Here is a 13,051-nt window from a genome sequence, read left to right on the forward strand (position 1 = left end):
GCACGCCTGCGAGCCCGGGCAGCGCTGTGCCCGGGAGCGGTCACCAGCGACCCACCCGCAGCGTGCAACCTACCTCCGGCACGCGGCCCCCGCGCTGAGGCCAGCTGTGCCCCCGGACGGTCGGGCGGGTTGGATGGGGGCAGAACCGCCGGGAGAGCCCTGGCGCCGACCCCGAGGAGACCCCCGTGGCAGAGCTGACCCGCCCCGACGTCGAACCCCCCACCGGGCCTGCCCCGTCCGACCTGGTGATCGAGGACCTGGTGGTCGGTGAGGGCGCCGAGGCCACCGCCGGCAGCCTGGTGAGCGCGCACTACGTGGGCGTCACCCACGACGGCGGCGAGCAGTTCGACGCCTCCTGGGACCGCGGCGACCCGCTGGAGTTCCGGATCGGCGTGGGCATGGTCATCCAGGGCTGGGACGAGGGCATCGTCGGCATGAAGGTCGGCGGCCGTCGCCGGCTGACCATCCCGCCGCACAAGGCCTACGGCGAGCGCGGCGCCGGGGGCGTCATCAAGCCCGGCGCCACCCTGGTCTTCGTGGTGGACCTCGTCGGCGTCCGCTGAAGCTCGACATGGTGCGCTGAGTGTCAGGTCCGGGCACCGGACCTGACACTCAGCGCACATGGTCAGATCGCGAGCTGGCGGTAGAAGTCGCGGGGGTCGGCGGACAGGGCGGCCTTGACGCCTCGGCTCCAGTCGTCGACCAGCACCTCCCACGCGCCGGCCTGCACACCGTCCAGTGCAGCCCGGACGACGTCGGCCGGGTCGCTCATCGGGCCGGTGTAGCCGGCCATCATGTCGGTGTCGGCGGCTCCCAGCACGACGCCGGTGACCGACGTGCCCTGCTCGGTGAGCTCGATCCGGACGCCGTTGGTCAGGCTCCACTCCGCGGCCTTGGCCGCGCTGTAGGCGTTGGCGCCAGCGGTGGAGAACCAGGAGAGCGCCGAGAGCACGTTGGCGATCGCACCCCCGCCGTTGCGGGCGAGCACCGGCGCGAACGCCCGGATGACGCCCAGCGTGCCGAAGAAGTGCGTCTCCATCTCCAGCCGGACGTCGGCCAGGTCGCCGGTGACGAGGTCGGCCCGGGTCGTCAGGCCGGCGTTGTTGACCAGCAGCGTGACGTCGCTGGCGGCTGCGGCGGCGGTGGCGATCGACTCCGGGTCGGTGACGTCCAGCCGCAGCACCTCCACGCCCGGGACGTCGACGAGCTCGGGGCGGCGGGAGGTGGCGTAGACCTTGGCGGCGCCGCGCTCGAGCAGCTGCTGGGCGAAGTGGCGGCCGAGGCCGCGGTTGGCGCCGGTGACCAGGGCGACGGATCCGGTGATGTCCATGGTGGTTCTCCTTGCGTTCGGGTGGGTTGTCGAGGACGCTAAGACCTCACGTTGACGTCAGAGTCAACAGTGAGGTCCATCACTGAGGAGGCCCGGTGCTGCGCATCGGAGAGGTCGCCGCCCGCGCCGGCGTGAGCGTGCGGGCGCTGCGCTACTACGAGGAGCAGGGGCTGCTGGAGGCCGAGCGCACCCCGAGCGGTCAGCGCCGGTACCCGGAGGGCGCCGTGGGCCGGGTCCGGTTCATCCAGCAGATGTACGCCGCCGGGCTGGGCAGCGCGGACGTCCTGGAGGTGCTGCCGTGTGTGCACACCGGCGTCGCGACGCCGGAGATGCTGGCCCGGCTGGTCGAGCAGCGGGACGGCATCGACCGGCAGGTCGCCGAGCTGACCCAGGCCCGTGAGCGCCTGGACGAGATCATCCGCATCGGCGAGGAGCACGTGCCCGGGGCCCGGTCGGTGACCGCGTCCCCTCGGCGATGAGTTCCGGCCGTCCCGGGGTCTTCCCGGCATGACCACCGCCGCGCACCCCGCCCAGCCGCTCGACGTCGTCTTCCGCTGCGTCATCGAGAAGGACGGCGCCTTCCCCACGTACCTGGAGCTGTCGGGCTCGGCCGAGGTGCTGGGCACCCGGCGGGCGGTGAAGGTCGCCGGCACCCTGGACGGGCACCCCTTCGCCGCGACGCTCATGCCCTCGGGACAGGGGCCGCACTGGCTCCCGCTGCGGAAGGCGCTGTGCGCGGGGATCGGCAAGAGCGAGGCCGGGGCCCCGGTGCTGGTCCACCTGGAGGAGCGCCTCAGCTGACCGACGGACCGCTGGCGCCCCCCGGGCATCTCCTCCGGCCGGGTGGCCACCGGAATGCCCGGCTCGACCAGTGGGTTGGGCCGGGCATGCAGGTCGAGGTGTGGTCCGACGTCGTGTGCCCGTGGTGCTACATCGGCAAGCGCAAGCTGGAGACGGCGCTCTCCCGCTTCCCGCACGCCGACCAGGTCGAGGTGGTGTGGCGGTCGTTCCAGCTCGACCCGAGCGTCCCCGAGGGCCACACCGAGCCCACCCTGCCGGCGCTGGCCGCCAAGTACGGGCGCAGCGTCGAGGAGATGGCCGGCCAGATGCGCCGGGTCGAGGAGGTCGCCGCCGCCGAGGGTCTGCAGTACGACCTCGTCCAGGGCGTCAGCGGCAACACCCTCCTCGCCCACCAGCTCCTCCACCTCGCCGCCGAGCGGGGCCTGGGCGATGCGATGAAGGAGCGCCTGCTGCGCGCGCACTTCACCGAGCACCGTTCGGTGTTCGACGTCGACGGGCTCGTGCCGCTCGCCGTCGAGGTCGGCCTGGCCGAGGACGAGGTCCGGGCCGCGCTGGCCGATCGCCGGTACCTGCCCGCCGTCCGCGCCGACATCGAGACCGCGCGGGCGCTCGGCGCGACCGGCGTCCCCTTCTTCGTCGTCGACCGCACGTACGGCGCTGCCGGGGCGCAGCCGGCCGAGCAGTTGCTGCAGCTGCTCGAGCGCGCCTGGGCCGACGCCCACCCGCTCACCACCGTCCCCGCCGCCGAGGGGTGCGCGGACGGCAGCTGCGCCGTCTGAGGCGCGCCTGCGCGGCCGCTCTGCACGCGTTCCGGCCGCATCGCACGCGCTGCACCACGTGCGATGCGTACACAACCCGTGCAATGCCGCCTCTGGGGCCGCGGCCTCCGCGCCCGGGTCAGCCCAGGAGGCGGGGTGCCTTCTCCAGGGCCCTGCGGGCGTCGGTGGCCAGCCGGCGGACGACGTCGCTCGCCGACTCCTCGCGGGTGACCAGCCCGACCGACTCCCCGGCGTAGACCGGGGTGTTCTCGAGGTCGCCCTCCGCCCGGGCGCGGCGGACGAGGTCGGCTGCGGCGGTGTCGCCGCGCAGCTCGGTCTCCCGGCCGTGCCAGAGCTGGGTGAACTCGTTGACCAGCGCCCGTCCGGGCCAGCGCGCCGGCCAGGGCAGCTCCTGGGCGATGTCGAAGGCGCTGGTCAGCACCGTGTCGTCACCGCCGGCGGCCCGGATCCGCTCCCGGGCGGCCGGGGAGTTGGCCGCCTCCGTGCAGGACAGGAACGGGGTGCCGATCCAGGCCCCCGCGGCGCCGGCGACCAGGACGGCGGCCAGCCCGGCACCGGTGGCCACCCCGCCCGCGGCGAGCACCGGCCGGTCGGTCGCGGCCAGCACCTCCTGCAGCAGCGGCAGGGTGGCCCGCTGCCCGGTGTGCCCGCCGGCCTCGGTGCCCTGCGCCACGATGACGTCGGCCCCGGCCGCCAGGGCGCGGTCCAGGTCGGCCAGCGAGTTCACCGCGGTGGCCACCGCGATGCCGGCGTCGTGCAGCGGCCCCACGAACGGCTCCGGGTCGCCGAAGGAGACCGACACCAGGGCCGGCTCGGTGGCGATCGCCGCGGCCAGCAGCTCCGGGCGCCGCTCCAGTGCCCAGGCCATCAGGCCGACCCCGAAGGAGACGTCCGCCTCCGTGGGCAGCCGGGCCTGCTCGGCCAGCCACTCCACCGGGGTGTCGGACCCGACGCCGATCATGCCCAGCCCGCCGCCGAGGGAGACGGCGCGGGCCAGCTCCCCGCCGGCCACCCCGGCCATCGGGGCACCGAAGACCGGCACGTCGAGGTCGAACCAGCGGGTCAGCGGGGTCTTGATCACCCGACCATCGTCGTCCCTCGCTCCACGGGTCGCAGCGGCGGTCAGCGGCCGGTGGTCGACGGCGTCAGACCCGGCCGCGGAGGATGCGGTGCCAGTAGACCTGCGGCAGCCCGTACCGGTCGAAGAGCCACTGCCAGCGGCGCGGCACGAACGGGTCGAGGAAGGGCACCGACGGCTGCGACCGGTTGTCGCGGTCGACCTCGTTGAGCATCAGCTTCCGGCGGTGCACGGTGATCGGCATGACCGTGTAGCCGCTGTACTGCTGCATGGGCCTGCCCGTCGCGGCGGCTGAGAGGTTCGTGCTCAGCACGTGCACCTGCTTGCGCAGCGCACCCCCGGACGGGCGGGTCGCGAGGTCGGCGGCGTCACCGAGACCCCAGATCGACCCGTGGCGGCGGTGCCGCATCGTCCCGGGGTCGACGTCCACCAGGCCGGGGGACGCATCGGCGGCGAGGCCGGCGTCGGCGATCCAGCGCGGTGCCCGGTAGTGCGGGACGGCGTGCGCGAAGGCGACGTCCTCCAGCACCCGCCGGCCGCCGGGGGAGGTGACCGTGACCGAGTGCAGGTCGCCGTCCACCTGCTCCACGCGCGACTCGCGCAGCACCTCCACGCCGTAGCCCGCGAACGCCTCCTCGAGGTACCGGTCTGCCTCCGGGATGCCCGTCCCGGTGGCCGTCGGCAGCACGAGGCGGACCTGCAGGTCGTCGAGCACCCCGGCGCGCCGCCAGTGGTCGCACGCCATCAGGAGCGGCTTGAGCGCGGTCGGCCCGCACGACGCCGGCTCCGGCGGCACGGTGAAGACGACCGAGCCCGACCGCAGCGACGTCACGCTCGGCCACACCAGCGGGGCGCTGCCCGGCACGTAGGAGGACGCGGCCCAGCCCTCGGCGTACGCCGACCGGAGCCCAGGCGTCTCGTCCCAGTCCTCCACGAGGCCCGGGCAGAGCACGAGGGTCGAGCAGTGCAGGCTCCGACCCCCGCGGGTCCGCACCGTCATGGCCGCGGGGTCGACGGCGTCGACGGCGTCGCGGATCCAGGTGCACCCGTCGGGCACGACGTCGGCCATCGGGCGCTCGAGGTCGGCCATCGTCGCCTCGCCCGCGGCGACGTAGTTCAACAGCGGTTTGTACCGGTGCACCGGGGACGGCGCGACGACGGCGACGTCCTCCATCCCGTCCCGGAGCAGCCGCGCCGCGAGGGAGATCCCGGCGTTGCCGCCGCCCACGATGAGTACCTCGGTGTGCTCCACGTCCGCTCCCGCTCCTCACGCCGCGGACCCTCGGTCACCGCCGCAGCTCGGCCACGGTGCCCACCCTGCCCAGCTCCTGCGAGTTGCGCAGGGCGTGGACGGGCGTGACCCGGTCCTCCGCGATGACGGACGTGGTCACCATGGGCCCTGCACGTCGCCGACGTTCACCCCACCCAGGTCTCCTGCACGTCGTCGTCGACGACGCCGCGCCTTCGCCGTGTTCAGCGGCGGGTGACGTCGGCGGTGAACGCCTGCAGCCGCTTGCGCAGGCCGATGGCCTGCTCCTCGATCGCGAGCGCCTGCAGCTCCTCGTCCAGGTGCTGCGCCGACGGCGGCACGGCGGTCACCCGGCTCGCGCAGCCCAGGTCGGCGCAGATGTAGGTGCCCACGGTGTTGCCGTTGCGGCCGGCCTCGCCGACCCGCCGCGCGGCGAACAGCGAGACGTCGGCGGCCGACTGCACCGAGTGGCACAGCAGGCACATCGCGGAGCGGCGGCTGGACATCTTCGTGTCGGCGGCCCGCAGCGCGATGCCGATGGGGTCGCCGTCCTGCTCGTGCACCAGGTAGCCGCGGAGCTCGGCCTTGGCGTCCCGCCAGCCGAGGACGTCGAGCGACGCCCAGTCCCGCTCGGCCAGGTCGCGGGGCGGTGTGAGGGACGCGGCCTCGCTGCGGGAGCAGTTGACCATCGAGCGACGGATCGCCGCCTCGGTCAGGGCGTGCACGCAGGACCTCCAGGAGCGTCGGGACGGGACGGCCGCAGACGCTACGTACCGCGCCCGCCCCGACGCACCCGGATTTCCCACCCGCCCGGTCCCACCACAATGGCCATTTTGGTGGGAACGGGGTCAGCTGGTGGCGGGGCCGCCGTGCTCGGTGCCGGAGAGCGTGCGGAGCAGGTCGTGGGCGCGTGCGGCGCGCTTCGAGTCCTGCTCCATCACCTCGCGGAAGAACGCGGCGACGTCGTCCAAGCCGGCGTTCTCGGCGTCCCGGACGTACTGGCCGTAGTCGTGCCCGGCCTTGAGGGAGTGGTACTGGACGGAGATCAGGTCGAACGTGACGTCGGCGAAGCCGGTCTCACCGGTGGCCATGGGTCCTCCTCGGGGAGTGCGTACGGGGCCGTTGCTCGACACGTGCGTCCCCGCGCTACCCGCCCGCCGCGAGGGCGACACGCGTCCGGGCCGGACCGGTCCGTCTCAGGTCTGGTCGTTGGTCGGGGCCTCGCCCACCGCGCCGGCGAAGCCGCCGGTCACGTCACCGCCGCCGGCCTCGTCGGCCTCGGTACGGGAGGTGGCGAGCTCGTCCTCGCCGGTCGAGGTCTGGTCGTCCTCGGTGGAGGCGAGGTCCTCGCCCTCGCCGAGGGCGCCGGGGTCGGCCTGCAGCGTGCGCGGGTCGTTCAGGGGGTCGGGGACGTCGGGATCGGTGACGGTCATGACCCGACCGTGCCCCGGTGGTGCGCCGTCCGAACGTGCGTAACTGGACAGTTAATTAAGTCCTCTGTTACACATCTGCGCGTGGAGGCTCTCGCGGCCCTGGCCGACCCGACCCGGCGGCAGATCGTCGCCCTGCTCGCCGTCGGTGAGCGGGGCGCAGGCGAGCTGGCCGGGCAGTTCCCGGTCAGCCGTCCGGCGATCAGCCGGCACCTGCGGGTGCTCCGCGAGGCCGGGCTGGTGCGGGTCCGGGTGGAGGGGCAGCGCCGGGTCTACGCGCTGGACCCGGCGCCGCTGTCGGAGCTGGACGCCTGGCTGGCCCCCTACCGGCGGCTGTGGGCGCAGCGGCTGGACGCGCTGGACACCGAGATCGCCCGCGGACGGCGGGCACGGACGCAGGAGGACGGTCGATGACGACACCGGACGAGCGACTGGGGCAGGTCACCGAACTGCCGGAGGGCGTACGGCTGCGGTTCCGCCGCAGCTGGCCGGACCCGATCGACGACGTCTGGGCGGCGCTCACCGAGCCCGACCGGATGGTCCGCTGGATCGGCACGTACGAGGGTGAGCGCCGGGTCGGCGGGTCGGGCACGTTCACGATGACCCACGAGGACTCGCCGATCGGTGAGCCGATGCGGATCGTGGAGTGCGAGGCGCCGCGCCGGCTGGTGGTCGACTGGGACACCGAGGAGGGCTGGCGGGTGGAGCTCGACCTGACCGCCCAGGACGGCCAGACGGTCCTGCTGTTCACCCAGCTCTTCCCGCCGGGCACCGAGATCACCGACTACGTGCTGGGCTGGCACTGGTACCTGGACAAGTTCGACGCCGAGGTGGGCGACCGCCCGGCGCCCGGTGACTGGGACGGCTTCCTCGCCGCCACCGGCCCGGCCTACGGGCGCGCGCCTCAGGCCTGAGCAGGGGTTGAGCCGCCCGACCTGACGTCCAGCCGCGCCACGACATGGCTCAACGTCTGGCCGGGCGGCTCAACCCGGGGCGGCGATGCGGCTCCGCCCGGGGTCGGCCAGTTCGGGGCCATGACCTGGCCCGGCCCCGGCTCAGGCCTGGGCGGCCCGGGCCTGCTCGACGTGGACCGGGTCCGGCCCGGTCCACGGGCCCAGCCGGTGCAGCAGCCGGTCGCGGGAGGCCAGCCGCGGGCCGGCCTGGACCGGGTAGGCGTCGTAGGAGCTGGTCAGCGCGCGGGCGGCGTGCAGGGCGAAGTTCGGGTCGTCCTGCGCCTCCCGGGCGACGGCGACCAGGTCGGCCTGCCCGGTGGCCACGACGGCGTCGGCCTGCTGCGGGTCGACGAGCAGGCCCACGGCCATGGTCGGGATGCCGACCTGCTCCTTGATCGCGGCGGCGAAGGGCACCTGGTACCCGTAGCCGATCGGGTGCTCCCAGCCGCTGCCGATGCCCCCGCCGGAGACGTCGATCGCATCGACCCCGAGGGCCTTCAGCTCCCGGCAGAAGGCGATCGTGTCGGCCAGCGTCGTCCCCTCGCGGGTGGCGTCGACGGCGGAGACCCGCACCATCAGCGGCAGGTCGGCCGGCCAGACGGCGCGCACCGCTTCGACCACCTCGAGCGGGAACCGCATCCGGTTCTCCAACGACCCCCCGTAGGCGTCCGTGCGGGTGTTGGTCAGCGGCGACAGGAACTCGTTGAGCAGGTAGCCGTGCGCGGTGTGCACCTCGGCCAGCTGGAACCCGGCGGTCAGCGCCCGGCGGGCGGCGGCGACGAACGCGTCGCGCACCGCGGGGAGCTCCTCGACCGCCAGGGCGCGGGGGGCCGGCCAGCCGTCGCCCATCGGGACGCCGCTGGGGGAGACCGGCGTCCACGGGACGTCGCCGGGCCGGGCGTTCTCCGCGGTGACCGGGCCGTCGCCGTCCCAGGGGCGCAGCGTGCTGCCCTTGCCGCCGGCGTGGGCCAGCTGGATCGCCGGCACGCTGCCGTGCTGGCGCAGGAAGGCGGCGACGCGGGCCAGGCCGGGCACCTGCTCGTCGTTCCACAGGCCGACGTCGCCGGGGGTGATCCGGCCCTCGGCGGTCACGCCGGTGGCCTCGACCATCACCAGGCCGAAGCCGCCGAGGGCGAACCGGCCCAGGTGGGCCAGGTGGTAGTCGCCGACCACCCCGTCGGAGACGCAGTACTGGCACATCGGCGCGACCGCGAGGCGGTTGGGGAGGGTGACCCCGCGCAGGGTCAGGGGCTGCAGGAGCTGAGGTGTGCTCACGACCGCCGTCAACCGCAGGGCGGCCGGGAGGCATTCCAGGGGGAGCTGCGTCACACTCTGGGTAGACGTTCTAGACGTACGCCTTCTGACCGGTAGCCTGGCCCGATCCCCCGGCCCCAGCGTTGCGGCCGGGGGGTCGACACAACGCCGGTGCGACACCCACACCGGCGGCACCCGAAGGAGGAGACGCCGTGACTGCCGTGGCCACCCCAGGTCTCGAGAACGCCCCCACCACGCATGCCCGACTCCTCGCCTGGGTGCAGGAGATGGCCGAGCTGACCACGCCGGACCAGGTGGTCTGGGTCGACGGCTCCGACGAGGAGTGGGAGCGGCTGACCGGCAGGCTCGTCGAGGCCGGCACCTTCCGCCGGCTGGACGCGAAGCCGAACTCGTTCTGGTGCGCCTCCGACCCCAGTGACGTCGCCCGGGTCGAGGACCGCACCTTCATCTGCTCGGTCGACGAGGCCGACGCCGGTCCGACCAACAACTGGATGGAACCGGCCGAGATGAAGGCCGTCATGACCGAGCTGTACCGGGGGTGCATGCGCGGCCGGACGATGTACGTCATCCCGTTCTGCATGGGGCCGGTCGAGGCCGAGAACCCGATGTTCGGCGTCGAGCTCACCGACTCGGAGTACGTCGTCGTCTCGATGCGGGTCATGGCCCGCATCGGCAGCCGGGTGCTCGAGGCGATGGCGGAGGACCGGCCGTTCGTGCCGGCGATGCACTCCCTCGGCGCCCCGCTGGAGTCCGGTCAGGCCGACGTCCCGTGGCCGTGCAGCGACACCAAGTACATCGTGCACTTCCCGGAGGAGCGGGCCATCTGGTCCTACGGCTCCGGATACGGCGGCAACGCCCTGCTGGGCAAGAAGTGCTACTCGCTGCGCATCGCCTCGGTCATGGCCCGCGACGAGGGCTGGCTCGCCGAGCACATGCTGATCCTCAAGCTCACCAGCCCGCAGCAGAAGGTCTACTACGTCGCCGGTGCCTTCCCGTCGGCCTGCGGCAAGACGAACCTGGCGATGCTGGAGCCGACCATCCCGGGCTGGAAGGTCGAGACGGTCGGCGACGACATCGCCTGGATGCGCTTCGGCGAAGACGGCCGGCTCTACGCCGTCAACCCCGAGTTCGGGCTGTTCGGGGTCGCCCCGGGCACCGGCTGGGACACCAACCCCAACGCCATGCGCACGATCGACCACGGCAACTCGGTCTTCACCAACGTCGCGCTGACCGACGACGGCGACGTCTGGTGGGAGGGCATGACCGACGACGCCCCCGCCCACCTGACCGACTGGAAGGGCCGGGACTGGACGCCGGAGAGCGACGAGCCCTCCAGTCACCCGAACAGCCGCTTCTGCACGCCGATCACCCAGTGCCCGATCCTCGCGCCGGAGTACACCGACCCGAAGGGCGTGCCGATCTCGGCGATCCTCTTCGGCGGCCGCCGCAAGACGACGATCCCGCTGGTCAGCGAGGCCCGGGACTGGAACCACGGCGTGTTCATGGGCGCCACGCTCTCCTCGGAGACGACCGCTGCGGCCACCGGTGCCGTCGGCGTCGTCCGCCGCGACCCGTTCGCCATGCTGCCGTTCATCGGCTACAACGCCGGTGACTACTTCCAGCACTGGGTCGACACCGGCAAGCAGCACGACGCCAGCAAGCTGCCGCGGGTCTTCTACGTGAACTGGTTCCGCCGGGACGACGACGGCGGCTTCCTGTGGCCGGGCTTCGGGGAGAACAGCCGGGTGCTCAAGTGGGTCGTCGAGCGCCTCGAGGGCACCGCGGCCGCCGAGGAGACCCCGGTCGGGCACGTGCCGACGCCGGACTCCCTCGACGTCTCGGGGCTGGGCATGACCCGCGAGCAGGTCGAGCAGGCGCTGCGGGTGGACCGGGACGAGTGGCAGGCCGAGGTCCCGCAGATCACCGAGTGGTTCGAGAAGTTCGGCGAGAAGCTCCCCAGCACCATGTGGGACGAGCTGGAGATCCTGAAGAGCCGCCTGGCCTGAGCCGCAGGCGCACGGACCGGGTCGGCCGCCGCGGAGGCCGACCCACGGGACGAGGTCCCGCTCATCGACAGCGTCGTCGGGGGCGGGACCTCGTCGCGTTCGGCGACGCTCCGCCGTCGTGCCGCCGGTGGTGGCGCGGTCGGGTTAGCGTGGCGACGGCGTGCCCATCCCCGTGACGGAGGCCAGTCCGCTCGTGCCCAACCCGTACCTGCACGTCCTGCGGACCCCGCATGCGCTGCCGATGGTGCTGGCCGCGTTCATCGGCCGGCTCCCGCTGTCGATGATCGGCCTGGGCAGTGTGCTGCTCGTCCAGTCCGAGACGGGTTCCTACGGACTGGGCGGTGCGGTCGCCGCCGTGGGTGCGATCGCCACCGCGATCGCCGGGCCGGTGATCGGTCGGCTGGCCGACACCCACGCCCAGCGCCGGGTGCTGCTGAGCGTGCTGGCGGTCTTCATCGTCTCGGGGGTGACCTTCCTCTGGTCGGTGCGCGGCGGCTGGCCGCTGTGGACGGTCTTCCTCTCCGCCGCCGCGGCCGGGGCCAGCATCCCGCCGGTCTCCTCGATGATCCGGGTCCGCTGGACCCACCTGCTCCGCGGCACCCCGCGGCTGCCCACCGCGCTGGCGATGGAGTCGGTGGTCGACGAGTTCGTCTTCATCGTCGGGCCGGTGCTGGTCACCTTCCTGTCCACCACCGGGCACACCACCTCGGGGCTGGTCACCGCGTTCACACTGGCCGCGGTCGGCGGGCTGCTGTTCGCCGTCCAGGGCCACACCGAGCCGCCGCCGGCCGCGCACGGGCACCGGCGGGGTGCCTCGGCGATCCGGGTGCGCGGGCTGCGGGTGCTGTTCGTCGTCGGGGCCGCGGTCGGCGCCATCCTCGGGGCGCTGGAGATCGGGCTGGTCGCGTTCGCCGACGAGGTCGGCCAGCGGTCGCTGTCCGGGCTGCTCATCGCGGCCCTGGCCGCCGGTTCGATGTTCGCCGGCATCGGCTGGGGCGTCGTGCACTGGAAGGTGCGGCTGCGGCACCGGCTGGTCGCCGCCCTCGTCGTCCTGACCGTGCTGACCCTGCCGCTGGTGCTGGTGACCGACTACTGGCTGATGCTGCCGCTCGTCGTGGTCGCCGGCATCGCGGTCTCTCCCTCGCTGATCAGCGCCTTCACGCTGGCCGAGGTGCTCGTGCCCCGCTCGGCGGTCACCGAGGCGTTCACCTGGATCGGCACCGCGCTCGCCCTGGGCGTGGCGATCGGGGCGTCGGTCGCCGGGAAGATCGTGGACGTGGTCGGGGCCAACGCCAGTTTCCTGGTCGCCACGGTCGCCGCGGGGCTGGCCGCGGTGGTGGTCGGCCTGGGGCAGCGGACGCTGCACGTGCCGGCCGAGCACGCCGCCTCCCCGGCGCTGGCCCACTGACGGAGCCCCCTCGCGCGCATGCGGTGGGACCCGGGCGGGAGCCGGCAGAGGCTGCTGCTGCGATGCTCCGCGGATGACCTCCCCTCGCCCCGCCGCCGGAGGCGGGCGCCTGCTCGGGGTCGCCCCCGAGCGGCTGGACCGCTGGCTGGACGGTGTGGCGCAGCGGCACGGCGCGTTCGCCGACGTGCAGGTCGACGACGCGGGCCTGCTCACGGTGACCTGCCAGGACACCACCACGGTGCGGCTGACCGCGCCCTACGGCTGGACGCCGGGCCCGGCGCCGCTGACCGCCTTCAGCGCCGCCGCCAAGGCGCCGCGACGCACCGCCGTCCTGCTGGTCCGGCGCGGGCGCTGGGCGGTCGGGGTGTTCGACGGCGCGGACCTCGTCGTCTCCAAGGTCGACACCCGCCAGGTGCAGGGCCGCACGGCAGCCGGCGGCTGGTCTCAGCAGCGCTTCGCCCGGCGGCGCGGGCACCAGACCGACGCCGTCGTCAGCCATGCCGCGGACACCGCCGCCCGGGTGCTGCTGCCGCACGCCGGCACGCTCGTGGCACTCGCGCCGGGCGGGGACAAGGGCCTGGCCGCGGAGGTGCTCACCGACCCGCGGCTCCGCCCGCTGGCCGACCTGCCGCGACTGCCCGCGCTGGACGTCGGCGAGCCGACCAAGGTGGTGCTGCTGGCGACGCCGGCCCAGTTCCGCGCCGTCCGGGTGCACATCGTGGAACCGGGTGACCGGTGAGGC

Annotated in this window: 16 protein-coding genes; 9 read left to right on the forward strand and 7 right to left on the reverse strand. The window is 73.9% G+C overall.

Annotated elements, in window-relative coordinates; all coding sequences use genetic code 11:
- Window positions 1-185 precede the first annotated feature (185 nt).
- Entirely contained in the window at window positions 186-563 is a 378-nt protein-coding gene (locus O2V61_RS11695) for an FKBP-type peptidyl-prolyl cis-trans isomerase (protein WP_269157952.1), read from the forward strand.
- 62 nt (window positions 564-625) lie between these two features.
- On the opposite strand, the gene O2V61_RS11700 is transcribed toward O2V61_RS11695, so the two are convergent.
- Window positions 626-1,330, reverse strand: coding sequence for an SDR family oxidoreductase (locus O2V61_RS11700; RefSeq protein ID WP_269183484.1), 705 nt, complete (start codon window positions 1,328-1,330; stop codon window positions 626-628).
- A 95-nt stretch (window positions 1,331-1,425) separates the two neighbouring features.
- On the opposite strand from O2V61_RS11700, the gene O2V61_RS11705 reads away from it, so the two are divergent.
- The 3 genes from O2V61_RS11705 to O2V61_RS11715 all read left to right on the forward strand — a co-directional run bounded on the left by O2V61_RS11705 (window position 1,426) and on the right by O2V61_RS11715 (window position 2,910).
- Complete coding sequence (locus tag O2V61_RS11705; RefSeq protein ID WP_269183485.1) at window positions 1,426-1,809, forward strand: MerR family transcriptional regulator; 384 nt, start codon at window positions 1,426-1,428, stop codon at window positions 1,807-1,809.
- Between the two features lie 28 nt (window positions 1,810-1,837).
- Window positions 1,838-2,131, forward strand: coding sequence for a DUF1905 domain-containing protein (locus O2V61_RS11710; protein ID WP_269183486.1), 294 nt, complete (start codon window positions 1,838-1,840; stop codon window positions 2,129-2,131).
- Window positions 2,132-2,217: 86 nt separating this feature from the next.
- Window positions 2,218-2,910: a DsbA family oxidoreductase gene (locus tag O2V61_RS11715; protein WP_269183487.1), complete on the forward strand. Its 693-nt coding sequence runs from the start codon at window positions 2,218-2,220 to the stop codon at window positions 2,908-2,910.
- A gap of 118 nt (window positions 2,911-3,028) precedes the next feature.
- Here the strand turns inward: O2V61_RS11715 and O2V61_RS11720 are convergent, their stop codons facing one another.
- The 5 genes from O2V61_RS11720 to O2V61_RS11740 form a co-directional block, all read right to left on the reverse strand.
- The gene (locus O2V61_RS11720) at window positions 3,029-3,991 is read right to left on the reverse strand and encodes an NAD(P)H-dependent flavin oxidoreductase (protein WP_269183488.1); all 963 of its coding nucleotides are present in this window, start codon (window positions 3,989-3,991) and stop codon (window positions 3,029-3,031) included.
- A 64-nt stretch (window positions 3,992-4,055) separates the two neighbouring features.
- The gene (locus tag O2V61_RS11725; RefSeq protein WP_269183489.1) at window positions 4,056-5,240 is read right to left on the reverse strand and encodes an FAD/NAD(P)-binding oxidoreductase; all 1,185 of its coding nucleotides are present in this window, start codon (window positions 5,238-5,240) and stop codon (window positions 4,056-4,058) included.
- A 221-nt stretch (window positions 5,241-5,461) separates the two neighbouring features.
- Window positions 5,462-5,962, reverse strand: coding sequence for an FBP domain-containing protein (locus tag O2V61_RS11730; protein ID WP_269183490.1), 501 nt, complete (start codon window positions 5,960-5,962; stop codon window positions 5,462-5,464).
- A gap of 123 nt (window positions 5,963-6,085) precedes the next feature.
- Complete coding sequence (locus O2V61_RS11735; protein ID WP_269183491.1) at window positions 6,086-6,328, reverse strand: acyl carrier protein; 243 nt, start codon at window positions 6,326-6,328, stop codon at window positions 6,086-6,088.
- A 105-nt stretch (window positions 6,329-6,433) separates the two neighbouring features.
- Complete coding sequence (locus tag O2V61_RS11740) at window positions 6,434-6,670, reverse strand: hypothetical protein (protein ID WP_269183492.1); 237 nt, start codon at window positions 6,668-6,670, stop codon at window positions 6,434-6,436.
- Window positions 6,671-6,751: 81 nt separating this feature from the next.
- On the opposite strand from O2V61_RS11740, the gene O2V61_RS11745 reads away from it, so the two are divergent.
- Complete coding sequence (locus O2V61_RS11745) at window positions 6,752-7,081, forward strand: ArsR/SmtB family transcription factor (protein ID WP_269183493.1); 330 nt, start codon at window positions 6,752-6,754, stop codon at window positions 7,079-7,081.
- The gene (locus O2V61_RS11750; RefSeq protein ID WP_269183494.1) at window positions 7,078-7,581 is read left to right on the forward strand and encodes an SRPBCC family protein; all 504 of its coding nucleotides are present in this window, start codon (window positions 7,078-7,080) and stop codon (window positions 7,579-7,581) included. The genes O2V61_RS11745 and O2V61_RS11750 overlap by 4 nt, the downstream gene beginning before the upstream one ends.
- Window positions 7,582-7,722: 141 nt before the next feature.
- On the opposite strand, the gene O2V61_RS11755 is transcribed toward O2V61_RS11750, so the two are convergent.
- Window positions 7,723-8,895, reverse strand: a complete 1,173-nt coding sequence (locus tag O2V61_RS11755) for an NADH:flavin oxidoreductase/NADH oxidase (protein ID WP_269183495.1) — start codon at window positions 8,893-8,895, stop codon at window positions 7,723-7,725.
- Between the two features lie 191 nt (window positions 8,896-9,086).
- Between O2V61_RS11755 and O2V61_RS11760 the strand changes: the two genes are divergently transcribed.
- From O2V61_RS11760 to O2V61_RS11770, 3 genes are all read left to right on the forward strand, one after another.
- A complete protein-coding gene (locus O2V61_RS11760) occupies window positions 9,087-10,901 on the forward strand; it encodes a phosphoenolpyruvate carboxykinase (GTP) (RefSeq protein WP_269183496.1) in 1,815 nt (604 codons plus the stop codon).
- 160 nt (window positions 10,902-11,061) lie between these two features.
- The gene (locus O2V61_RS11765; protein WP_269183497.1) at window positions 11,062-12,309 is read left to right on the forward strand and encodes an MFS transporter; all 1,248 of its coding nucleotides are present in this window, start codon (window positions 11,062-11,064) and stop codon (window positions 12,307-12,309) included.
- A 73-nt stretch (window positions 12,310-12,382) separates the two neighbouring features.
- Window positions 12,383-13,048 (forward strand): acVLRF1 family peptidyl-tRNA hydrolase, encoded by a 666-nt coding sequence (locus O2V61_RS11770; protein ID WP_269183498.1) that lies wholly within the window; start codon window positions 12,383-12,385, stop codon window positions 13,046-13,048.
- The last annotated feature ends 3 nt before the right edge of the window (window positions 13,049-13,051 follow it).

Origin of the sequence: Modestobacter sp. VKM Ac-2985 (assembly GCF_026967925.1) — a bacterium.
In the GTDB taxonomy this organism is placed as follows: Bacteria; Actinomycetota; Actinomycetes; order Mycobacteriales; family Geodermatophilaceae; genus Modestobacter.